This window comes from Allotabrizicola aquatica (SeqCode) (genome assembly GCF_965194375.1).
GTDB lineage: Bacteria > Pseudomonadota > Alphaproteobacteria > Rhodobacterales > Rhodobacteraceae > Tabrizicola_A > Tabrizicola_A aquatica.
This window is the reverse complement of sequence record NZ_CBDAEL010000001.1, coordinates 177,501-200,589: the sequence shown is the minus strand read 5'-3', so window position 1 is coordinate 200,589 and position 23,089 is coordinate 177,501. Positions and strand designations below refer to the sequence as shown.

General features: G+C 59.9%; 17 protein-coding genes, 1 tRNA gene, 2 rRNA genes and 2 pseudogenes (1 of these 22 running past the window's edge). 9 read left to right on the top strand and 13 right to left on the bottom strand.

Annotated features, from left to right (window positions below; translation table 11 throughout):
• Nucleotides 1-350: 350 nt before the first annotated feature.
• From AC72UB_RS00940 to AC72UB_RS00900, 9 genes are all read right to left on the bottom strand, one after another.
• Nucleotides 351-1,262, bottom strand: coding sequence for an ABC transporter permease (locus AC72UB_RS00940; protein WP_505188115.1), 912 nt, complete (start codon nt 1,260-1,262; stop codon nt 351-353).
• The gene (locus AC72UB_RS00935; RefSeq protein ID WP_505188114.1) at nt 1,259-2,326 is read right to left on the bottom strand and encodes an ABC transporter permease; all 1,068 of its coding nucleotides are present in this window, start codon (nt 2,324-2,326) and stop codon (nt 1,259-1,261) included. Before AC72UB_RS00935 ends, AC72UB_RS00940 begins: the two co-directional genes overlap by 4 nt.
• Entirely contained in the window at nt 2,323-3,804 is a 1,482-nt protein-coding gene (locus AC72UB_RS00930) for an ABC transporter ATP-binding protein (RefSeq protein ID WP_505188113.1), read from the bottom strand. Before AC72UB_RS00930 ends, AC72UB_RS00935 begins: the two co-directional genes overlap by 4 nt.
• A 35-nt stretch (nt 3,805-3,839) precedes the next feature.
• Nucleotides 3,840-4,928, bottom strand: a complete 1,089-nt coding sequence (locus AC72UB_RS00925; protein ID WP_463291011.1) for a BMP family ABC transporter substrate-binding protein — start codon at nt 4,926-4,928, stop codon at nt 3,840-3,842.
• Between the two features lie 25 nt (nt 4,929-4,953).
• Nucleotides 4,954-6,315: an amidohydrolase gene (locus tag AC72UB_RS00920; protein ID WP_505188112.1), complete on the bottom strand. Its 1,362-nt coding sequence runs from the start codon at nt 6,313-6,315 to the stop codon at nt 4,954-4,956.
• Nucleotides 6,312-6,965 carry a glutathione S-transferase family protein gene (locus AC72UB_RS00915; protein ID WP_505188111.1) on the bottom strand — a complete coding sequence of 218 codons (654 nt, stop codon included), beginning with the start codon at nt 6,963-6,965 and terminating at the stop codon, nt 6,312-6,314. Before AC72UB_RS00915 ends, AC72UB_RS00920 begins: the two co-directional genes overlap by 4 nt.
• A complete protein-coding gene (locus AC72UB_RS00910) occupies nt 6,962-7,798 on the bottom strand; it encodes an aromatic ring-hydroxylating dioxygenase subunit alpha (RefSeq protein ID WP_505188110.1) in 837 nt (278 codons plus the stop codon). The genes AC72UB_RS00915 and AC72UB_RS00910 overlap by 4 nt, the downstream gene beginning before the upstream one ends.
• On the bottom strand, nt 7,795-8,406 hold the full coding sequence (locus AC72UB_RS00905; RefSeq protein ID WP_505188109.1) for a Rieske 2Fe-2S domain-containing protein: 612 nt from the start codon (nt 8,404-8,406) through the stop codon (nt 7,795-7,797). The genes AC72UB_RS00910 and AC72UB_RS00905 overlap by 4 nt, the downstream gene beginning before the upstream one ends.
• Nucleotides 8,407-8,568: 162 nt before the next feature.
• The gene (locus tag AC72UB_RS00900; protein ID WP_463291006.1) at nt 8,569-8,820 is read right to left on the bottom strand and encodes an acylphosphatase; all 252 of its coding nucleotides are present in this window, start codon (nt 8,818-8,820) and stop codon (nt 8,569-8,571) included.
• Nucleotides 8,821-9,193: 373 nt separating this feature from the next.
• Here AC72UB_RS00900 and AC72UB_RS00895 point away from each other — a divergent pair, with 373 nt between their 5' ends.
• The 9 genes and pseudogenes from AC72UB_RS00895 to AC72UB_RS00855 form a co-directional block, all read left to right on the top strand.
• Entirely contained in the window at nt 9,194-10,159 is a 966-nt protein-coding gene (locus AC72UB_RS00895) for a sugar phosphate isomerase/epimerase family protein (RefSeq protein ID WP_505188108.1), read from the top strand.
• Nucleotides 10,159-11,088: an agmatinase gene (speB, locus tag AC72UB_RS00890; RefSeq protein WP_505188107.1), complete on the top strand. Its 930-nt coding sequence runs from the start codon at nt 10,159-10,161 to the stop codon at nt 11,086-11,088. The genes AC72UB_RS00895 and speB overlap by 1 nt, the downstream gene beginning before the upstream one ends.
• A 435-nt stretch (nt 11,089-11,523) precedes the next feature.
• Nucleotides 11,524-13,056, top strand: a pseudogene (istA, locus tag AC72UB_RS00885) (IS21 family transposase).
• Nucleotides 13,046-13,840, top strand: coding sequence for an IS21-like element helper ATPase IstB (gene istB, locus AC72UB_RS00880; RefSeq protein WP_333790727.1), 795 nt, complete (start codon nt 13,046-13,048; stop codon nt 13,838-13,840). Before istA ends, istB begins: the two are co-directional and overlap by 11 nt.
• 612 nt (nt 13,841-14,452) lie before the next feature.
• On the top strand, nt 14,453-14,815 hold the full coding sequence (locus AC72UB_RS00875; RefSeq protein ID WP_505188106.1) for a hypothetical protein: 363 nt from the start codon (nt 14,453-14,455) through the stop codon (nt 14,813-14,815).
• A 399-nt stretch (nt 14,816-15,214) separates the two neighbouring features.
• The gene (locus AC72UB_RS00870; protein ID WP_505188105.1) at nt 15,215-15,415 is read left to right on the top strand and encodes a helix-turn-helix domain-containing protein; all 201 of its coding nucleotides are present in this window, start codon (nt 15,215-15,217) and stop codon (nt 15,413-15,415) included.
• 213 nt (nt 15,416-15,628) lie between these two features.
• Nucleotides 15,629-17,455 carry a tyrosine-type recombinase/integrase gene (locus tag AC72UB_RS00865; RefSeq protein ID WP_505188104.1) on the top strand — a complete coding sequence of 609 codons (1,827 nt, stop codon included), beginning with the start codon at nt 15,629-15,631 and terminating at the stop codon, nt 17,453-17,455.
• Nucleotides 17,452-18,603, top strand: coding sequence for a tyrosine-type recombinase/integrase (locus AC72UB_RS00860; protein WP_505188103.1), 1,152 nt, complete (start codon nt 17,452-17,454; stop codon nt 18,601-18,603). The genes AC72UB_RS00865 and AC72UB_RS00860 overlap by 4 nt, the downstream gene beginning before the upstream one ends.
• A pseudogene (locus AC72UB_RS00855) lies at nt 18,603-19,613 on the top strand (recombinase family protein); the annotation flags it as partial. The gene AC72UB_RS00860 and the pseudogene AC72UB_RS00855, both read left to right, overlap by 1 nt.
• 210 nt (nt 19,614-19,823) lie before the next feature.
• On the opposite strand, the gene AC72UB_RS00850 reads toward AC72UB_RS00855, so the two are convergent.
• The 4 genes from AC72UB_RS00850 to AC72UB_RS00835 form a co-directional block, all read right to left on the bottom strand.
• On the bottom strand, nt 19,824-19,952 hold the full coding sequence (locus tag AC72UB_RS00850) for a hypothetical protein (protein ID WP_505188102.1): 129 nt from the start codon (nt 19,950-19,952) through the stop codon (nt 19,824-19,826).
• A gap of 247 nt (nt 19,953-20,199) precedes the next feature.
• Nucleotides 20,200-20,276: transfer RNA gene (locus AC72UB_RS00845), tRNA-Met, on the bottom strand.
• A gap of 74 nt (nt 20,277-20,350) precedes the next feature.
• A 5S ribosomal RNA gene (rrf, locus tag AC72UB_RS00840) occupies nt 20,351-20,465 on the bottom strand.
• A gap of 145 nt (nt 20,466-20,610) precedes the next feature.
• A 23S ribosomal RNA gene (locus tag AC72UB_RS00835) occupies nt 20,611-23,089 on the bottom strand (it continues 354 nt past the right edge of the window).

The window sequence follows — 23,089 nt, the reverse complement described above, 5'->3', positions numbered from 1 at the left end:
CCAGCGCTTTAGGACCAGCCTCGAGATAATCCGTCTGGCGGTCCTGCAGTGTATTCAAACTGCCGTCCTGGGAGCGGGGTTAAGACTCCATAAATGGGACGCTCGACCGTGGTTAGCACAACCACGCCGCGGTCCAGGTTTCACCCGATCGCTCCGCTCTCCGGATTAGGGATGGGCAGGAGGCAAGTGGATGCTGTTCGCGTTGAGCGCTTCGAGCTCGGTAGCCCGCCTTGCTGCAGCTTCGGCACATGGGAACCCAACCGAAGGTCGCGTCCCTCAGATTCCCTCCCACAGATAACCACAGACTGGCGCAGGTCATTCCCCTGGTCGTCGGAGGAGGCCCTATGATGTCATGGGCCGAAGGGTTCGCCCAGGGACGCCACGCCGTTGACCTTCAACAGCCGCTTGTTCGAGGTGATGATGCCCAGCACCACAATGGTGACGATATAGGGCAGGCTCGACAGCAATTGCGACGGCACGGCCCAGTTTTCAGTCTGGGCGACAAGGCTTGCCAGCGACACTGCACCGAAGAGGCAGGCACCAAAGAAGATGCGCCCCGTCAGCCATGTGCCGAACACCACAAGCGCAAGCGCGATCCAACCGCGCCCGGCGATCATGCCATCGGCCCAGAGCGGGGTATAGACCGTGGCGGCATAGGCCCCGGCAAAGCCTGCCATGGCACCACCGAACATCACCGCGCAAAGCCGCAGGGCGGTGACGCGGTAGCCGATGGCACGGGCCGCGGCAGGGTTCTCTCCGATGGCCCGCAGGATCAGCCCAAGGCGCGAATAGCGGAACATGGCCCAGATCAGGGCGGTGGCTACGAGCGACAGCCAGACGATGATGTCCTGCACAAACATGCCGCCCACAACGGGCAGGTCCGACAAGCCGGGGCAGGCCAGCTTGGGCAGGCCGGTAATTGTCAGGCTTTCATAGGAATTGCCCACCAGCGACGATAGGCCTTGCCCAAGGATGCCCACGGCCAGCCCGACTGCCACCTGATTGGCCCGCAGCCCAAGGGCCAGACCTGCAAAGACCAGCGCCAGCCCGACCCCGGCAAAACCCGCCGCCGCAAAGGCCGCGACATGGCCGCCGCCTTCAAAGACCACGATGAAGCCGATGGCCGCCCCCAACGCCATCATCCCCTCAAGACCAAGGTTCAGCACGCCGGTGCGTTCCACCACCAACTCGCCCAGAGCGGCCAAAAGAAAGGGGGTAGCCGCCGACAACATTCCGGCAAGGATGAATTCAATCCCGCTCATGATGGCGCTCCTGATGTGCGAACAAGCCGGTAGCGTACGAAGGTGATCGCCGCGAGGTAACAGACCAGCAGGCTGCCTTGAAACACGCGCACGGCCGCGACGGGCAGGTCTGCCGACACCATCGCATTGTCGCCCCCGATATAAAGCGCGGCCATCAGCAGGGACGAGGCGACGATGCCGATTGGGTGCAGCCCGCCCAGATAGGCCACGATGATCGCGGCATAGCCGTAGCCGGTCGAGATGGAGCGTTGCAACTGCCCGATGGGGCCTGCCACCTCGGCCGCGCCGGCAAGACCAGCGGCAAAGCCGCCGATCAGCAGCGACAGCCAGATTGCGCGCGATTGCGAAAACCCGGCGTAGGTGGCGGCCTTGGGGGCCAGACCGCCCACCAGAAACTGATAGCCCCCGAAACTGCGCTGCATATAGACCCACGCCAGCAAGGCTGCGACAAAGGCCAGCAGAAGCGAGACATTGACCCGCGTGCCCGGGAGCAGGAGCGGAATCATCGCGTCATATTGGAACATCACTGATTGCGGGAAGTTGAAGCCCATCGGGTCCTTCCACGGCCCTAGCAGCAGATAGTTCAAAAGTTGGACAGCAATCAGGCTCATCATCAGGGTGACGAGGATTTCGTTGGCGTTCAGCCGCACGCGCCAAAAGGCCGGAACCACCGCCCAAAGCGCCCCGCCGATGGCCCCCATCACCAGCATGGCAGGCCAGATCCAGCCGCCTGTTGCTTGCGGGAAGTAGACCGGGATGGCAGAGGCGAAGATCGCGCCCAGAATGAACTGCCCTTCGGCCCCGATGTTGAACACCTTGGCGCGAAAGCCGATGGCCAAGCCTTGGGCGATCAGCAGCAGGGGGCCGGTTTTCAACAGCACCTCCGAGAAGCTCGACCATGACAGGAAAGGTTCAAGCAGCAGCGCGTAGAACACCGCCGCTGGGTCTTTGCCCATCGTTACGAACAGGATCAGGTTCGACAGGATCGCAGCCAGCAGCGCCAGTAGCGGTGCCATTACTGCCAGTTTGCGCGAAGCGCGGTCGCGCCGGACAAGGCGGATCACGCTGCCACCTCGGCCGCGCCGATCATCCAGCGACCAATCTCTTCGGGTCGGGTGCTGCGCGGGTCAAGGCTGGGGGACAAGGCCCCCTTGTGCAGCACCTGAATCCGGTCGCAGATCTCGAACAATTCTTCCAACTCCTCAGAAATAACCAAGACGGCAACACCTGAATTGCGCATCTGCACAAGCCGCTGCCGGATTGCCATTGCCGCCCCGATATCCACGCCCCATGTCGGCTGGGCGACGAACAGAAGGCGCGGTTGCAAGGAAATCTCGCGCCCCACGATGAACTTTTGCAAGTTCCCGCCTGACAGCGACCCGGCCTCGGCCTCGGGGCCGGCGGTGCGTACGTCGAAATCCTCAATACAGGCGGCGGTGAACTTTGCTTCGGCTTGACGGTCAATCAACCCGCGCTTCAACAGGCCCAAAGGGTGGGCGGTCAAAAGGCTGTTGTCGGCAAGGGTCATCTCGGGTACCGCGCCGCGGCCAAGGCGTTCTTCGGGGACGAAGGCAAAGCCCAGCGCCCGCCGTTCGGCAGGGCCAAGATGGCCGATCGCCTGATCCATCATGTGAATTTCGTCGCGTCTTGACCCTGGCAGGACAGTCTCACCAGATATGAGCCGCGAAAGTTCAGCCTGCCCATTGCCGGAAATGCCCGCGATTCCTAGGATTTCACCGGCATGCAGCCGCAGGGAGACGTCCTTCAGGCCGATGGCAAACGGATCGTCGGGGTCGTGGTTCAGCCCGGCCAATTTCAGCCGCAGGTCGCCATTCGGCATGGGCGACAGGTGCAGCGGCGCGGGCATATCACGCCCGATCATCATGCGGGCAAGGTCATGGGAATCATGCTCGCGCGGATCAACATCGCCGGTGACGCGCCCGCCACGCAGGATGGTGGCCCGATCACACAGCGCGCGGATTTCATCCAGTTTGTGCGAGATGAACAGGATCGACACCCCACCATCGCGTAACCGGCGCAGCGTATCAAACAGCAGGCCCACCGCTTGCGGCGGCAGAACGCTGGTCGGTTCGTCAAGGATCAGAAGGCGCGGTTCGGTCAACAGACAGCGGATGATTTCCACCCTTTGCCGTTCGCCCACCGACAGCGCATGCACATGGGCAAAGGGATCGACCACCAGCCCGAAATCCTGCCCCAAGGCGCGAATGCGGGCAGCAAGGTCGGCCTTTGACCCCGGCACGATGAGCGAGATATTTTCCACCACGGTCAGTGTTTCGAACAGCGAAAAATGCTGAAACACCATGCCGATACCCAAGCGCCGCGCCTCGGCTGGCGAGGTCAGATGCACGTGGCTACCGTTCCACAGCACCTCGCCCTCGTCGGGGCGTTCGACACCGTAGATCAGTTTCATCAAGGTAGATTTGCCCGCGCCGTTTTCGCCAAGGATCGCGTGAATGGACCCTGCGGCCACGTCCAGATCGATGGCGGAATTCGCCTTGGTCTGGCCGTAGGCCTTGGTCATATTGCGAAGCGACAGAAGCGGCGCGGGCATAGGCGTTACTGCGGCAGCGGCGTGGCCACGCCTTTGACGTGCCAATCCATCGCGATGATATCGGCATCGGCAAGGGACACGCCCGCGGCAACGCCTTCGCTGTCATCGGCCTTGGTGATCGGCCCGGTGAACGGGTTCAAGCTGCCATCGGCAATCTTGGCCTCGGTCTCGGTGATCTTGGTCATGATGTCGGCGGGGATATCTGCGCTCCAATCCACCACGGCGACGACCTTATCGGTCACGCCAAGGAAGGCATTGGCCCCAACGAAGCTGCCAGCCACATGGGCATCGACCGATGCCTTGAAGAAGGGCGACCAATCGGTGGCGACGCAGCCAAGATACTTGGTCGGCGCGTATTTCTTCATCGACGAGTTCAGGTTGAAGGCATAGACGCCCGCCTCTTCGCAGGCTGCGATGACCGAGGGGGTGTCCTGCGCGTTCGAGAAGATCACGTCACAGCCCTGCGCGATCAGGGCCTTGGCGGCTTCCTGTTCCTTGGCAGGGTCGAACCAGGTGTTGACCCAGACGACCGACACTTCGATATCCGGATTAACGGCTTGGGCCCCCAGCGTGAAGGCGTTGATCGAGGTGATCAGTTCTGGAATGGCAAAGGCCGAAACCGAGCCGAGCTTACCGGTTTTCGACAGGGCCGCCGCCGCCATGCCCATCAGATAGGTGCCTTGGAAATACTTCGCCGCGAAGGGCGAGAAGTTCGGGGCCACCATGAAGCCCGAGGCATGCAGAACGGTGACAGAGGGGTCACGCTTGGCAATCTGCATCGCGCCGTTCTGATAGCCGAAGGAGCCTGCGATCAGCACCTTGGAACCGTCAGCCACGGCCTTGTTCATGATGCGGTCGGCATCGGGGCCTTCGGCAATGTTTTCCAGAATGGTGAAGGTCACGGCGTCGCCGTAGGCTGCCTTGATCGGCTCCAGACCGGCGGCCAGCGTATGCGACCAGCCCACATCGCCAAGCGGCGAGGGCAGGATCAAGGCGATCCCCAGCGGGTCGGCGGCGCTGGCCCCGCGGGAACCGATCGCCGTGGCGATGGCGGCGAAGGCTGTGGTCTGAAGGAAGGTCCGTCTTGCGATCATGGTCGTGTCTCCTGTTGGATGTGTTTTAGGCGTTTAATGTGGCCAGCGCGGCTTCGGCCTCGGCGGCCATTTCGGCTTCGTCCAGTCCGGGGAATTCCCCCTTGGCCCAGATGATGCGGCCGTTGACCATGGTCAGGTCGGTTGGCATGCCGATGCCAACCTTGGCGATGAGGCTGGCTGGATCGTGGCGTGTACCGACATAGTCCATTCGGCGGGTGTCGATGGCGAAGATGTCGGCGGCCATGCCGGGGGCCAGGCGTCCGATATCGGCACGGCCAAGCAGGGCGGCGCCCCCCGTCGTGGCATAGCCCAGAAAATCGCGGGGGTCTGGCACGGGATGGGCGCGTTTTGATGCGACAAGGCATTGCAGCATGTAGGCTGAATGGATGCAGTGCATCAGGTTGGAATTGTCGTTTGATGCCGCCCCATCGCAGCCCAGACCCAGCCGCACCCCGAACGCCGCCATAGCCGGGATATCGGTCACTTCGGCGCCCACCAGATAGACAGGTTCGGGGCAATGTGACACGCCGGTGCCGGACGCCGCCATCTGGCGCAATTCGGCATCCGTCAATTCCCAGCAATGGGCGTAGAAGGTGTCGGGCCCGACAAAACCGATCTCTTCCAGATAGTCGACCGTCCGCATGCCATGACGCGCGGCGATCACAGGGCTTTCGCCTTCGCCGACATGGGTGTGCAGGAACACGCCTTTGTCACGTGCAAGGGCGGCGGATTCCACGAAAGTCTCGCGGTAGCAGTTCACCGGCTGGCAAGGGGAGACGACCACCTGCGCCATGCTGAAGGGGGCGGGGTCGTGGTAGGTATCGATCAGCCGCGCACAATCGACGATGAATTCATCGGTCGTTTCCAGCATTTCATCCGGGATCGTGGACCCTTGCGACTTGGGAAGGGTATTGCCACCGCGCCCGGCATGAAAGCGCAGGCCGATCTTTTCCGCCGCTTCGAACTGGCGGTCGATGATGCGTTTTCCGGCGTGGCGCGGGAAGTTGTACTGATGGTCAAAGGCCGTCGTGCAGCCATGCTTGGCAAGTTCGGCCATCGCGGTGAGCGAGGAGTGGTAGAAGCAATCCTCGGTCAGACGGGAGAAGATCGGATAGATCAGGTCCAGCCATTCGATCACCGACAACTTGGTCCAATCCAGATCAGCGCGGTTGCGCACAAAGGTCTGGAAGAAATGATGGTGCGTGTTAACGAGGCCGGGATAGAGGAACCAGCCCCGAGCATCGATGACATCGGCACCCGCCGGGGCGGACAGGTTTGCACCGATGGCCGCGATCTTAGGGCCTTCGACCAACAGATCCACATCGCGAAGCACGGTATGCGGGTCACAGATGACAGCCGCGCAGCCCTTGAAGAGATGGCTCGTCATAGGCTGCTGCCTGTGGGTTCGGGCTTTAACTCGTGCAAGCGGTGGATCCCCGGCATTTCGATGAACCGTGGCAAGGCGCGCAGCGACCGCGTCCAGAGCCGGATCGCCGGGTAAGGATCGGTCGAGATGCCGCCATCCGGGGCCAGCATGGCGTGCGGGAAACAGGCGATATCGGCCAGCGTGGGCCGGTGTCCGGCCAGAAAGGCATCACCGCGCAAGTGAGCTTCTATCAAGGCTGCCTCAAGTTCGCGCAGGGCGATGACGCCGCTCTTGCGGCAGGCGTCGATATCGGCGGGCTTTTGCAGCATGTCATGGGTGCGCGCCTTGCCGATGCTGGCGGATAGTCGATGCCCGAAGGCCAGCCATTGCGCCACCCGCCCGCGCATGATCGGGGTGTCGTCGCCCAGCCAATCCGGGCCATGGGCTGCCGCCACATAAGTCAGGATCGAAGCGGATTCGGTCAGGATCAAATCGCTGTCTTGCAGCACTGGGATGGTGCCCGCCGGATTGATCCGTAGGAATGGAGCGCTGCGATGCTCGCCGCCCGGATGGAAGTCCACCGCGCGCAGTTCAAGCGGTGCGCCGACAAAAGAGGCCAGGAGCCGCACTTTGTAGCAATCAGGGCTGAGGATGTAGTCGTAAAGGATCATGCCGCCACCAGTTGTGCGCCGTAAGTGTAGCCGCGCCGCTTCAACCAGCGCCGATAGGCCACCGAAGTCAGATCAGCCCGTGTCGGAATTTCCAGCCCCGGGTCCAGTGGCAACAGGCTGGGCTGCTGATTTTCAAGGATCGAGCGATCCTGAAGGAAGATCGTCTGCTGGAAATGAATGAGATCGGTCAGCGGTGTGGTGTCATCAAACAGCGCCATCCATGGCCAGACTTCGCACAGCGTTTCGGTTAAGGGCTGCACGAACAGGGTGATCACGTCCCATTCCCCCGGCCGTGGTGGGCAGGTCTTGTAAAGCACTGACACCGTCGGGGCCGGAACGCGGTACATGTATTCCGTGGTAATCCCGCCGGCCGCCGATTTCGCGGCTTGGGGTTGGTAAAACTGCACCTTGGTTGCCCAGACCTCGTCTACCTCGTCGCGGATTGCCACGTCATAGCGGCCCACCTCGGTATGGGGTTCGGCGCCGAGGATATCGGTGTGCACAAAAGGAAAATGCGCGATATCGAGAAAATTCTCGACCGCGCGCAGGGGCGAGCATTTGACGCGCACAAGGCCGACATCGACCAGACGCCGCCCGGGTTGATCTGCTTCCGGAATGTCAAACAATGGGCGGGTGGGCGAACCAAGGCTGGTCCAAACATGGCCATAACGGGCTTGCGATCGCAGCACCCGACCGGAAGCTGTCACCATCGGCTGGCCATCCTGCAGCGTTACGCGGATGGGTTCGCCCAGCAGAAGCGTGTCGCGGTCGCCCCGCGGCAGTTGGCTCACCAAGGCCACAGGGTACCATTCGTCGCGGATCGGATCGGTCATGCCAAGGCCACCTCTGCCTGACGGCGCAAGGCTTCAAGCCCGCGCGATGCTTCGATAAGTGCGGCGGGGGCGGCGCTGTTGGCCAGCGCATGCAGGGCAAAGCGGCCATCGGGAAGGGGCTGCACAAGGATCGTCATGGCGACGCCAGACAACTCTCCCCGCGCCACAGCACCCGACAGGGCAAAACCGCTGGCAGCCCAATCTACCACTGCATCCACGGTTAGCGACCGAAGGGCCGTTCCGCCAACGGCGGGCGGCATTGCATCGGTGGTTTTCGGGGCCACCCAGACCACCCCGCCGCTTTCGATCGCCTGAAAGACCGGAACGCGGATCGCTTCGGGCGGTGTCAGGTCGGGATGTGCCGGGATGCGCAGGCACTGGCCTTCAGACCCATAGCTCCAGCCGTGATAGATGCAGGACAGCGCCTCGCCCCGCACAAAGCCATGCGATAGGCGCATGCCGCGATGCGGACAACGGTCGGCCCATGCCGCGACCCGGCCCGAAGCGCTGCGCCACAGCGCAACGTCGATCCCGTCAACACAGAGGGGGACCACCCCCAAACGGGGCAGATCGCGCGCCAGCGCGACAGGAGTCCAAGCGTCAGTCATTCGTTCGGTTCCGTCAAACGGCATTCATGTTAAGCTACGCCGACTTCCGAAGACTGTCCTGCCGCGAAAGTGAGCATGGCCAGTCGCCGAAGGGAATCGGCAGACATGCCTGCTATTTAGACCGGATTGCCTAATAAGTAACCATTTTGTGATGGCGCAATCTCAGGGGCCATCCTTATTCTCAAGACTTTGCCGAGCGATCGCTTCGACCCAGACATCGATCGGACCAAGCGATATGCCCATCTCCATTGCATCGATAAGGTCTGTCGGCCCGCTCAGGGTGATTTCCACTTGCCCGTTTGCACACCGCACCGGAGCCCCACGAAGCCCAAGGCGATGCATATGTCGGACGATCCAAGGCAGAAAACTCTCAGCCTCAAGATCCCCCTCGATGGTGAAACGCTCTACTACCAAGGCCTCACACTCCTTTTGTAAAGCAATGCATGGCAGCAATACCTAGCGAAGCAAGAGGCATTCGAAAGCAACGAGTTTATTGCATCGACATCGGACCTGCATTTCTTGGCCTGCCAAGGTCCAACCCTCATTACGGCTCGACGACGACCTACAATTCGCCCTCGCGCCAGTGATGACGAGTGTCCGCTTTCCGCCAATAGTTGCCTTTCGGCGCAGCGGTCATCGCTTTTTCGCGGATTTCTTCAATTAGCCGTTCCGGACAAGGTTACCATCAAGCTTCGAAAAAGGCAGCGAGCAAGCCCGGCGATGAACACAGCCCTCTTGCGTTTGATTGGGGCCCGCACAATGAGTGGTGCAATGATCGGAGGCTCCTATGACCCGCCAAGACGCAGCGCGACTGATCGCTCGTATCGCAGAAATTCGGCTCTTCGCGCATGCCTATTCGTGGCATCTCAACTTTCGGTTTGGCGACGCAACCCCTGCCGAATTTCTGCTGTTCGCCCATCTTCAGGGAATGGTGGGCGTCAAGATCCATGTCGAAGATGGCGAGGGGCGGTCCCTTTTGCTGGCGCCGGAAAGCCGCGCGGCTTTTGCTGAGTTGGCGCAGTCGCTTGGCCTCGAGGTTCACATCGAAACCTCTGCCACCGACGAGGCCACGCTGCGTGCTGCAATAGCGGTGGCGCACGAAACTGGGGCCACCTCGGTGCGGTGTTATCCGCGCTATGCGGGGCGAGTGTCGCAAATCATCGCACAGACCATTCGCGATTTACGTCTGCTGCCGCAGCTTGATCCTGAGGGACGTTTGAATTTTCTGCTCGAGCAGCACGAAGATCTGAAGGCGCAAGAGCTGGTCGAGATTCTTGAGGCGGTTCAAAATCCGCGGCTGACGCTGCTGTTCGATTTCGCCAATATGATCAACGCGTTCGAAACACCCGAGGCGGCTTTGGCCACGATGGCGCCCTACGTGACCGATGTTCACATTAAAGACGCCAAGATCGTGCCGGATCGTGGAGGCTTCGCGCATCGTGCCTGTCGTTCGGGGGAAGGTGACGTTGACTTCAGGGGCCTTCTAACCACGCTCTTGTTACTCGGCGATCCACCGCAAGTGCGCGCCTTTGGCTGCGAGGAAGAGAACGAGATGTTTGCCCCGGCCTATCGGTTTCCAACCGACCCACCCGACCCGGTCATTCCTGCGCGTGACGCGTCGACTACGCTCATTACCGCCGGAGAAGATCTACAATCCCGCCTTGATCGGGAAATGGCAGAGGCAGTGGCGCAGATCACTTATGTTCGCCAGGTTTTGGCTGATATCAGCACGCAAGCTCGAAAGGCTCTTTGATGACTTATTGGCCCGCTTCCTCGTCCACAACGCCCCGCTATGCCGGTCCGGTCAGCTTTTTTCGCCTGCCCACGCTGTCAAACCCGGCGGACGCCGATATTGCGTTGATTGGCCTGCCTTATGACGGCGGCACGACAAATCGGTCTGGCACCCGCCATGGCCCGCGTGAGATGCGCGCGATGAGTATGTTCATCCGGCCATTCCATCACGTGACCAAGACTTCGCCCTACACGACGCACCGGGTTGCGGATTTCGGGGATTGCCCGATGAACCCCATCGACATCATGGAAAGCCTATCGATGATCACCGGGTTCTACGAGACTTTCCGGTTTGCAGGGGTCAAGCCGCTGACGGCAGGCGGCGACCATCTGATCACGCTGCCGATTCTGCGCGCTTTGGCCAAGGATGGGCCAGTGGGTTTGATCCAGTTCGACGCCCATTCGGATACGAACGATTCCTATTTCGGCGGTCACAAATACACCCACGGCACCCATGTCCGGCGGGCCATCGAGGAGGGACTGGTTGACCCAAAACGCTGCGTGCAAATTGGCATTCGAGGGACCCGGTATGCACCTGACGGCAATGATTTTGCCGAAAATGCCGGCGTGACGACGCTGTACATCGAGGACGTCTATGATTTGGGTATCCCCGGCGTGGTTGCCGAAGCGCGCCGTATCGCCGGCGACCATCCAACCTATCTGACCTTTGATGTCGATGGCATCGACCCGGCCTATACTCCCGGAACTGGCACCCCCGAAGTGGGAGGTTACACGGTGTTCGAAGCACAACAAATGATGCGCGGCCTCAAGGGGTTGAACCTGATTGGCGCCGATGTTGTCGAAGTCTCCCCGCCCTTCGATCCCAGTGGCAATACTGCTCTCGTCGGGGCCACGATCATGTTCGAAATCCTCTGCAATCTTGCCCATTAAGCGGGGCGACGGTTAGACGGCTTTCCGCCCAGATCAGGCCTTCCAAGTAGTTGTCTGCCCGAAAAATGTCGCCTGTTGCTGAGTGGCGGGAAAGGGCGACAAACCGCTCTAGAGCGTCACCACCAAGTGGATGATCTGCTGGGCTCGTCTTGAAGGATTGGAATGGGGATCGTTTGGTCTTCCCAAAAGGTCAAAAGCGGCGACAAAACCGGTTCAAGCAAAGTTCCTTTGACTCTGCCCAAACGATATCTAGCTCATCCCTTACCTTGCATCGCTTGCCAGCCGTTCGGCCACCAGTTCATTGACGATCAACACCGTGGGCCTGTTGATTTTCATCCAGAACTGCGCCGTTTAGGCGGATAATTTTCACTGAGAACTGAGCCATGTGAACCTTTCCCCAAAGCGGTGAGCGGCGGGGGCAACGGAGTGATCCACATGGGACTATTGAACATCACCCGACGGATGCATTTGCGGCAGAAGCTGTCGATCCGCGAGATCGCGCGGCTGACGGGAGTGTCGCGCAATACCGTGATCAAGCATCTGGCTGCGAACACTATCGAGCCCAAATTCGCGACGCCGGAGCGGCAAAGCAAGCTTGATCCCTTTGCCAAGAAGTTGGCGAGCTGGCTGAAGACTGAGGCCGGCAAGTCGCGCAAGGAGCGGCGAACTGTGAAGCAATTGCATGTCGATCTTATAGCGCTTGGCTTCACCGGCTCTTACGGACGGGTGGCGGCTTTTGCGCGATCGTGGCGGGCAGATCGGCAGCGTGAACAGCAGACGACGGGGCGCGGGACCGTTGTTCCGTTACATTTTAACCCTGGAGATGCCTTCCAGTTCGACTGGAGCGAGGATTTTGCAGTTCTGGGCGGCGAACGTACGAAGCTGCAGATGGCGCATATCAAGCTGTCGCACAGCCGGGCTTTTTTGCTGCGTGCCTATCCGCTGCAGACCCACGAGATGCTGTTCGATGCCCACTGGCACGCATTCCGGGTCTTCGGTGGCGTGCCCGCGCGGGGGATTTATGACAATATGCGCACGGCGGTTGATCGCGTCGGCCGCGGCAAGGAGCGGTAGATCAACATGCGCTTTCTCGCCATGACAAACCACTACGTCTATGAGCCGGAGTTTTGCAATCCGGCAGCGGGTTGGGAGAAAGGGCAAGTCGAGAAGAACGTTCGGGATTCCCGTCACCAGATGTTGCAACGGATGCCAGACTTTTCAGACCTTGCCGCGCTGAATACCTGGCTGGAAGCGCGATGCCTTGAGCTGTGGCGGCAGACCCCGCATGGCAAACAGTCTGGCACGATCGCCGATGTATGGGCCGAAGAGCAGGCCGCGCTGATGCCGTTGCCCGTCGCGTTTGATGGCTTTATCGAGTTGAGCAAGCGCGTCTCACCCACCTGTCTGATCAGCTTTGAGCGCAATCGCTACAGCGTTCCGGCATCCTTCGCAAATCGACCGGTCAGCCTACGGGTCTATCCGGACCGGCTGGTTGTGGCGGCTGAGGGCAGCATCCTGTGCGAACATGCGCGCGTGATCCAACGCAGTCACAATCTGCCTCCACGGGCGATCTACGACTGGCGACATTATCTGGCAGTCGTTCAACGCAAGCCCGGGGCTCTTCGGAATGGGGCGCCATTTCTGGAATTACCACCTGTCTTCAGACAGTTGCAGGATCACATGCTGCGCAAGCCGGGCGGTGATCGCGAGATGGTCGATATCCTCGCCCTCGTGCTCCATCACGACGAACAAGCAGTTCTCACTGCCGTAGAGTTGGCACTGACCGAGGGCGTACCGACAAAGACCCATGTGCTGAACCTGTTGCACCGACTGGTCGACGGCAAGGTGATCGGCGTGCCGCCACTCGATACTCCACAGGCACTGGCCCTTCACCGTGAACCCGAGGCCAATGTCGAACGCTATGACGGCCTACGCGCCCAGATAGCCGGAGGCCGCCATGCGTCATGATCCCGCCGCTGGCGCTATCGTCATCATGCTGCGTAGCCTGAAGATGTATGGGATGGCACAAGCCGTAACCGACCTGATCGAGCAGGGCGCACCAGCCTTTGAAGTGACCATACCAATGCTGTCGCAACTGCTGAAGGCCGAACTGGCCGAACGCGAGGTTCGCTCAATTGCCTATCACATGAAGTCCGCTCGCTTCCCGGCCTACAAGGATCTCTCTGGCTTCGACTTCACCGCCAGCGAGATCAACGAGGCCACTGTCCGGACGCTGCACCGTTGCGAGTTCATGGACGGCGCCCAGAACATGGTCCTCATTGGCGGCCCGGGAACCGGCAAGACCCATGTCGCAACAGCCATCGGCATCCAGGCCATCGAACATCACCGACGCAAGGTCCGCTTCTTCTCCACCATAGAACTGGTCAACGCGCTTGAACAAGAAAAGGCCAAGGGAAAGGCAGGCCAAATCGCAGAAGGCCTGACCAAGCTTGATCTCGTGATCCTTGATGAACTTGGTTATCTGCCGTTCAGCGCATCAGGCGGGGCACTGCTGTTTCATATGCTGAGCAAGCTCTACGAGCGCACTAGCGTCGTGATCACCACCAACCTGAGCTTCAGCGAATGGGCTATGGTCTTCGGTGATGCAAAGATGACCACCGCCTTACTCGACCGCCTTACTCACCGCTGTCACATCCTTGAAACCGGAAACGACAGCTTTCGCTTCAAGGCAAGCTCAGCCGTTGCAGCCCGCAAAAAGAAGGAGACAAACACGCCCTTGACCCCAGCATGAACCAAAATCCATAATCAGAGGTGGCTCACTTCTCGGTGAAAAAACCGGCTCCGGTCTGGGTGAAAATCAACATACTAAGAGCATAACGTTGGTGGTCACTTAGAATTGTAACCGGTGTTCATGCGCGTGATGGACTTCTACCTGCACCACGAAGGTCTGATCCGAGAGAATTGGGTACCCATCGACTTGCTACATCTATTTGGCCAAATGGGTCTGGACTTGCTTGGGCGGATGTCGCTGTTGACCAAGTAAGGCTTTCACGTCAGCGGATGCCCTTACTCTTTCAAGCACTACGGTCGCTACTTGATATAACGCCGCCACTTCAAAATCACGTTACCAGCTTAGAAAGCGCGAGGGTAAACTGCGTTTTGGAACGGTCCATTCTTCAATGGCTCGGATCACATTTCACACCAATTTCAAACTGTGCGTTGATATCTTGACTCGAACTTCGCGGCCCCCTCCCCAACGGCAAGGTTTTTTCTGCACATGCTCCCTCCGTCGCACCCTCACCTTGCCTCCATCTGGCAGGACGCGTGGACCGCTCTTGACCAAGCCTACGGGGGGACAGCTCCAAGGGCGGCAAATCTGCGGCTTAACGGCTTGCTAACCGATTTGGTCTTTTCCTACGTCGCTGTGCGCCAAGAGAAGCCCGTTTCCAGAACCCAAGAGGTCGCCAAAGAGCTGTCGCGTTATCTTGAGCGGCTCCGAGGCCGGACCAATCCTTCCGCGCGGGTCACGCTCAACAGCTTTTTCAAGCTCAGTGAAGAGGCACAGCAGATTTTGGGTTCGATGATCGCCCTTGAGACGCGCGGTGTTGTCGACAACTTCGTCCAGATCGACTTCGGTCGCCCAGATCATCATCAGGCGCTCCTCGCCGCAGCCGTGCGAGCGCATCATTGGATTGCTGAGCCACAGGGACGACCCAAACGGGATCACCTGATCGACTACTTCGACGGCACGAAGGAGTTGTTCTAGCAAATCCCAAATGCTGAGTTAAAGGTCTCCAACCACTTTGACGGCCAACCCAAAACGCCCTTCGAGACGCTCCTCCATGCTGGCCATCGCATGACAGATGTCGGTGTCTCTTATCAGGCAACGGTTAAGGCGTATCACCGCCGATAGCTGTCCAAATTCCTCCTAAAAACCCGGGAAGTTTTTGGACTTAGCGCGACCCCCTGTGGATCAGCCACGCTTACGGCATGATCGATTCGTCTGCCCCACCACCGCGCAAGGATCTTCCTGAGCCTCAACAGCTCGGGCCGTCTGCACACTTGACGGCACTGGCGCGGTTGCTTGGCCGGCAGGCTGCCCGCGAGGCGCTCAAGCTCGAAGGCAAGGTTGGATCGCTCCCCACCGCAAGAGGAGACTTCGATAATGGCACCTCACCCTCCACTCCCCAAGCCGACCCGTCTTCTGACGCCTTCTGAGGCGGCGGGGTACCTCTCTATCTCGCTACGGACGCTCACGCGGCTGACAGCCCCTGGCACTCTGCCGCATGTCCGGATCGGCGGGCAACGGCGCTTCGAGTTGGAGGCGCTACTGGCTTACGTGGCGCGCCAGCGCGATGGAGGCTGAGGCGATGGGACTGTTGGCTCCAGATCTGGCGCGGATTGGCGCTCTTTGGCGCGGGGTGTCTGGCGGTGCCGGACTGTCGTGCAAATCTACATGTTGTTATCTTCACTATTACAAGTGCCATATTTACACTATATGTAGATTTTGTCCAGATTTGGCTTCACGTGCCCCGACTTGTCCTTCACCCTCACTCACGACAGCGACTGGAGATAAGCCATGACGGCCCACACACCCATTTATGACCCCAAACTGCCGAGCCTCGCGGATCTGCGCCAAACAATCGAGGCGCGTCATGATCTGCCACTCATCCGTCGGCGCGACATGGCGTCAGCCATCCGCACGCTCGCCGGCTGGTTCAGCCTACCCGAGGAGAATGTTCCAGCCTCAGCAAAATTCATTCGCGAGAAGCTGGAGCGCGTGCATGCGATCACTGCCTCTGTCTCGCTGCGGCGGATCCAGAATGTGCGCTCACTTGTGCTGGCCGCAATGCGCGAGGCAGGTGTTTCCACAAAGCTTGCGCCCTACGCCAGTCCCTTTAGCGCGGAGTGGCAGTGCCTGTGGGATCTCCTAGATGGCGACACCTATGCCAAGACGGAACTCAGCCGTTTTCTTCGCTTCTGCTCTGCTCAGGGCATAGCACCGGGGGCAGTGACTGATACCGTGTCAGCGCAGTTTCTGGCAGCGATCGAGGCCGAGAGCCTGCTTGTGAAGCCGAAGACCCGACACCAGTCAATGTGCCGGGTCTGGAACAAGATGGCAGACAAGCATGCTGGCTCTGGCTGGCCGCAGGTCCGGCTCAGCGTGCCACGTTATGAGCAGCGCCTCTATCGTATTGGTGCCGACAAGGTCTCGGCCGCCGTGGCCGCTGACATCGAAGCCTATCTCGCGCATTTGCGTGGCACGGATATCTTCTCAGGCCTGCCAAAGCCTTTCCGACCGAAGAGTGTCAAAGCAGTGGACGGGCATCTGTGGCGCTATCTCTCGGCCCTTCACCACGCCGGTGTCGATCTGAGTGGGGCGCCCACCTTTGATGCCCTGCTCACCCCCGAACTTGTGAAGCAGGGCATGCGCTGGTTCTTGGGGCGCAATGACGGCAAGCCATCGAAGCACATCGGCGAGATTGCTTGGGCACTCCGGTGCTACGCGGTGAAGTATCGCGACCCATCCACCGAGACCGCCACCTTTTTTGCCGAGGTGCTGCCAAAGCTGCGCCAGCAACAGACCGGCCTGAGCGAGAAGAACATCACCGCCATGGCGCAGTTTGATGATCCGCTCGCCGTGGAGCGGTTCCTTCTTCTGCCACAGCGCCTCTGGGACTTGGCACTTGCCAAGACAAAGACCGTGGAAGACGGCACCTTGCGGCAGGAGGCGCATCTCTTGGTCCAGTCTGCCGTGGCGATCGAGATCCTGCAGTTCGCGCCGATGCGGATTGAGAACCTCAACCACCTGCGGCTTGACCAGCACTTCGTCTGGCAAGGTGGACGACAAGGCGGGCGGTTGCGCCTCGTCATTCCCGCATCGGAGGTCAAAAACAGCCAGGCCCTCGACTTCCTGCTGACAGCGGCCACGACCGCACGGATCCAACGCTACATCGCGCAGTGGCGCTGCCTCTTTTTGCCAAAGTCCAACCCCTACCTTTTCCCAGGGCGCGCTGGCAAAGCCAAGGATCAGGCGGCCTTGCGCAAGCAGATCGAGAAGACCCTCTGGGACCATGCCGCCCTCCGCCTCACGCCGCATCAGTTCCGACATGCAGCGGCCAAGATTCTGCTCGATGCCCGGCCGGGTTTTTACGAAGTCGTGCGCAAAATTCTTGGCCACAAATCCATGGTGACGACCTACAGCCATTACGCCGGCGCCGAGACGCAAGCGGCGGTCGAGCTTTATGGCGACATTATCACCGATCACCGCAGGACCGGCGTCGCCCGCGGGATGCCACGCGCTGCAAACCCAGCCCGCAAACCGACCACAAGCCGGGCCGCTGAGACGGATCTGTTTCTCGAGCCGCTGAGCCTTGTGGGCAAGCCGGGGCGGGTCAAGCGATGACGGCAGCCCTTCGGACATCGCTGCCGTTCGCGGCCTGGCCCAAGACAGATCAGGCGCTCTGGCAGGCCGCCCAGGAGAAGGGCGGGGTCTTTGAGCGGGACGGGGCGGCCGCGCATTGGGCCGAGGCCACAGCGATTCAGGTTGCCAAAGGCTACGGCAAATGGCTCTGGGCGCTGCAACGATTTGGATCTCTGGACGCAAAGATTGCCCCAGCAGCGCGCGTCACCGAAGACCTCCTTCGCCGCTATGTGGCGCAGTTGCATGAGCAAGGTCTTTCCACCGTCAGCATCACCTCGCGCGTCACCGATCTGATGGAGGCGCTGCGGGTCATGGACCCCAATGCCGATCTGACCCTGCTGCGCGGCTTGGTCTCGACCCTACACCATCGCGCTCAGCCTTCGCGCAACAAGGCCCACCGCATCAAACCTCCCGGCGAGATCTGGGAGGCCTGCATCGAAGAGATGCGCCGGATCGCCGCTGATCCCGCACCCCTTTCCATGGAGGCCGCCTCGCGCTACCGCGACGCCTTCGCGCTGGCCTTCTTAGTTTGGGCCCCGATCCGCCGTCGCAACCTCGCAGCCCTCAACCTCGGTGACACACTACGCTTTGAGGCCGGGCGCTGGCGCGTCGCCTTTGGGGCCGAGGCGACCAAAGACAAATCTCCCCTCGCCTTTACTCTGCCCGAGGACGACACCTATCAGCAGGCCTTGGAGGACTATCTGATGTGCATTAGGCCACGCCTTTTGCGCAGCCCAGCCATTGCCCACGACGCTCTTTCGCACCAGCGCGGCCCCCTCTGGATCTCAACGCGGGGCAAAGCCATGACGGCCCATGCGCTCTACTACGCCGTCACCCGCTCATCCGAGCGCCTGCTCGGTGCGCCCCTTAACCCGCACCTCCTGCGCGACTGCGCCGCCAGCGCCATCACCACCGCGCGCCCCGATCACGTCCTCGCCGCCTCGCGTATTCTCGGCCACAACCAACTCTCGACGACGCTCACACATTACGAACAAGCCTCGATGCTCGAAGCCGGGACGCGCCTGCAGGAAGTGCTTGAAGAGATACAGGCGCGGCAGACAGGCAACGAGGATATGGCAGCAGGTGACAGCTTCGATGCCCCATTTGACGACCCCTGGGAGACCCTCTAATGCGCGCCGCGATTTACGCCCGGTATTCGTCTGACTTGCAGTCGGCGGCCTCAATCGATGACCAGGTTCGGCTCTGCCGAGAACGGGCTCTGGCTTCGGGGCATGAGATCGTTGAGGTCCTCAGCGACTACGCGATCAGCGCAAGCGCGCTGCGCACCCGGCCGGGTATGCTGGCCCTGATGGAGGCTGCCCGGGCAAGAGATTTCGACGTGGTTATCGCCGAGGCCCTCGACCGGATCAGCCGGGACCAGGAAGATGTGGCGGCGATTTTCAAAAGACTGACCCATGCTGACGTCAAACTGGTCACGCTCACGGAAGGCGAGATCAACGAGTTGCATGTCGGCCTGAAGGGCACGATGAACGCACTGTTCCTCAAGGACCTCGCCGAGAAGACGCGTCGGGGGCAGCGTGGCCGGGTCGAAGCCGGTCGCATCCCCGGGGGTAACAGCTATGGCTACCGCCTGATCCGGCGCATTGCTGAGGATGGGAACCTCATCCGGGGCGAGAGAGAGATCCATCCTGGCGAAGCGGCAGTGGTGCGGCAGATTTTCGAGGACTATGCTGCCGGTCAGTCTCCCCGTGCCATCGCGGCCAGTCTCAATCGTCAGGGCATTCCCAGCCCCCGCGGTGGCCTCTGGAACGCCTCCACCATCAATGGCAGTCGACAGCGCAAGAACGGCATCCTTAACAACGAGCTTTACCTCGGCCGTATCACCTACAACCGGCAACGCTTCGTGAAGGATCCCGATAGTGGCAAACGACAGTCCCGAGTAAACCCAGAGAATCTGTGGGTGACCAAAGAGGTCCCTGCCCTGCAGATCATAGACGACGCCACATGGCAGGCCGCCCAAACCCTGCGTGGCCGCTACAGCTCGCAAGCCGGCAACAAGCGCCAGACCAAGAAGCGCCTCCTCTCCGGCCTTGTGCGCTGTGGCGGCTGCGGCGGTGCCATGACCATCATCAACCGTGAGCGCTACTCCTGTTCCGCGCGTCGGGAGCGCGGCACATGCACTTGCCCGGTCAGCATCAGTGTGGCCGAACTCGAGGACCGCATCCTGACAGCCCTGAAGGATATCCTCTTCCAGCGTGAGGATCTGATCGCAGAGTTTGCCGCAAGTTTCCGAGAAGAGGTGCAACGCTTGCGCCGCAGCCGGAAGGACAACAGCGCAACCCTACAAAAGGACCTGGAGAAGGTCACCCGCAGCATCGAACGCGCCTTGTCATTCATTCTGGAAGGTGACGGCGATCCGGGCAGCATCCGTGCGAAGCTCAAGGAGCTCGAAGCCCGCAAGCGCGACCTTGAGCGCCAGTTGACACAGGTGGACCCGACGCCGACCCTTGAGATCCATCCGAACCTCGGCGAGCTCTATCGGCGCAAAGTGCAGGAACTGGGTGGCTTGCTGACGGATGAGGCCTCACGCCCTCAGGCCATGGAGATCATTCGTGGGCTGATCGAGCGGATCGAGGTTGCTCCAGGGCAAGCGCGCGGCAAGGCCAATGTGGCGCTCTATGGCGCGCTCGCATCGATCCTGGATTTCGCAATGGGTGCCACACATGCAAAAGCCACCGCGGACGGTGGCTTGTGTAGGGACTTAATGGTTGCGGGGGCAGGATTTGAACCTGCGGCCTTCAGGTTATGAGCCTGACGAGCTACCGGGCTGCTCCACCCCGCGTCCGAGCCTTCCGGGGATATGTTTGGAAGGGTTTTGTTTCTTGAGATCGTTTATTGAGAGTTGTCTCTTTTTAGGTTTGGCGGTGACCTACTCTCCCACGTCTTAAGACGCAGTACCATTGGCGCGACGGCACTTAACTGCCGAGTTCGGGAAGGGATCGGGTGTTTTGCTCGTGCTATAGCCACCAAACCGAAGAAGAGACATGCCTGACTTCCTATTAAGGAAGGGGCAAACATCAGTGTTGTTCCAAGTCTAGGCTGCAATCGGGTTTCGATTTGCAGCCATGTGTTTGCTTTTGATTGTCCGTAAGGCCTTTGTCTGGCTGTTACTGGATCAAATCAAGCCTATCGAGCAATTAGTACCGGTCAGCTGAATGCATTGCTGCACTTACACCTCCGGCCTATCGACGTGGTGGTCTTCCACGGCTCTCAAGGGAGACCTTGTTTTGAAGGGGGCTTCACGCTTAGATGCCTTCAGCGTTTATCCTGTCCGAACATAGCTACCCAGCACTACCGTTGGCACGATAACTGGTCCACCAGTGGTTCGTTCACCCCGGTCCTCTCGTACTAGGGGCAACTCTTCTCAAGTCTCCTACACCCACGGCAGATAGGGACCGAACTGTCTCACGACGTTCTAAACCCAGCTCACGTACCTCTTTAAATGGCGAACAGCCATACCCTTGGGACCTGCTCCAGCCCCAGGATGAGATGAGCCGACATCGAGGTGCCAAACGATGCCGTCGATATGGACTCTTGGGCATCATCAGCCTGTTATCCCCAGCGTACCTTTTATCCGTTGAGCGATGGCCCTCCCACTTGGGACCACCGGATCACTATGACCGACTTTCGTCTCTGCTCGTCTTGTCAGACTTGCAGTCAGGCTGGCTTCTGCCATTGCACTCAACGACCGATTTCCGACCGGTCTGAGCCAACCATCGCGCGCCTCCGTTACTGTTTAGGAGGCGACCGCCCCAGTCAAACTCCCCACCATGCAGGGTCCCGGACCCGGATAACGGGCCGCGGTTAGACATCAAGAGTGCGAAGGGTGGTATCTCAAGGGAGGCTCCACGAAGACTGGCGTCCCCGCTTCAATGCCTACCACCTATCCTGCACATCACAATCCTGATGCCAGTGCAAAGCTAGAGTAAAGGTGCATGGGGTCTTTCCGTCTAACCGCGGGAAGTGTGCATCTTGACACACAGTTCAATTTCGCTGAGTCCACGTTAGAGACAGCGGGGAGATCGTTACGCCATTCGTGCAGGTCGGAACTTACCCGACAAGGAATTTCGCTACCTTAGGACCGTTATAGTTACGGCCGCCGTTTACTGGGACTTCAATTCAGAGCTTGCACCCCTCCTCTTAATCTTCCAGCACCGGGCAGGCGTCAGACTGTATACGTCGCCTTACGGCTTCGCACAGCCCTGTGTTTTAAGTAAACAGTCGCCACCCCCTAGTTTGTGCCCCCCACCAATAGTTGCCTACTGATGGGGCCTCCTTCTCGCGAACTTACGGAGGCATTTTGCCGAGTTCCTTTAACGTGGTTCTCTCAAGCGCCTTGGTATACTCTACCAGTCCACCTGTGTCGGTTTAGGGTACGGTCTGATGTGGGGCTATTTCCAGGAACCTCTAAGCGGCCCACCCAATCCGATAAGGGCAGACAACCTTCGAGATCCGTCACTTCCCACTGGCCTAGGAATATTAACCTAGTTCCCATCGACTACGCCTTTCGGCCTCGCCTTAGGGGCCGGCTCACCCTGCTCAGATTAGCTTTAAGCAGGAACCCTTGGACTTTCGGCGAGAGGGTCTCTCACCCTCTTTGTCGCTACTCATGTCAACATTCTCGCTTCTGATCTCTCCACCGGATGCCTTACAGCCCGGCTTCACAGAAAGCTCTCCATGTTTGTCGCTGCCCGAGGGCAGGTAAAACATGATGAGCTATATCACAGAACGCTCCGCTACCACGCACATCGCTGTGCATCCCGAGCTTCGGCTCATGGCTTGAGCCCCGTTACATCTTCGCCGCAGGACAGCTTATCTAGACCAGTGAGCTGTTACGCTTTCTTTAAATGATGGCTGCTTCTAAGCCAACATCCTGGTTGTTTTGGCCGTCCCACATGCTTTCCCACTTAGCCATGAATTAGGGGCCTTAGCTGCAGGTCAGGGTTGTTTCCCTCTTCACGACGGACGTTAGCACCCGCCGTGTGTCTCCCGGATAGTACTCTGCGGTATTCGGAGTTTGCTTAGGCTCAGTAAGGCTGTGGGCCCCCATCACCCATGCAGTGCTCTACCCCCGCAGGTATTCGTCCGAGGCGCTACCTAAATAGCTTTCGCGGAGAACCAGCTATCTCCAGGTTTGATTAGCCTTTCACCCCTAGCCACAAGTCATCCGGACCCTTTTCAACGGGTGTCGGTTCGGACCTCCAGTTGGTGTTACCCAACCTTCATCCTGCTCATGGCTAGATCACCTGGTTTCGGGTCTGATCCAACGAACTCATGCGCCCTTTTAAGACTCGCTTTCGCTGCGCCTACACCTATCGGCTTAAGCTCGCTCGTTAGACCAAGTCGTTGACCCATTATACAAAAGGTACGCCGTCAGGGCTCAAGGCCCCTCCGACTGCTTGTAGGCGTCCGGTTTCAGGTACTGTTTCACTCCCCTCGTCGGGGTGCTTTTCACCTTTCCCTCACGGTACTGGTTCGCTATCGGTCAGCAAGGAGTACTTAGCCTTCGGGGGTGGTCCCCCGATCTTCAGACAGGATTTCACGTGTCCCGCCCTACTTGATATGTCTTCTGAAGCTTCGCATACGGGGCTGTCA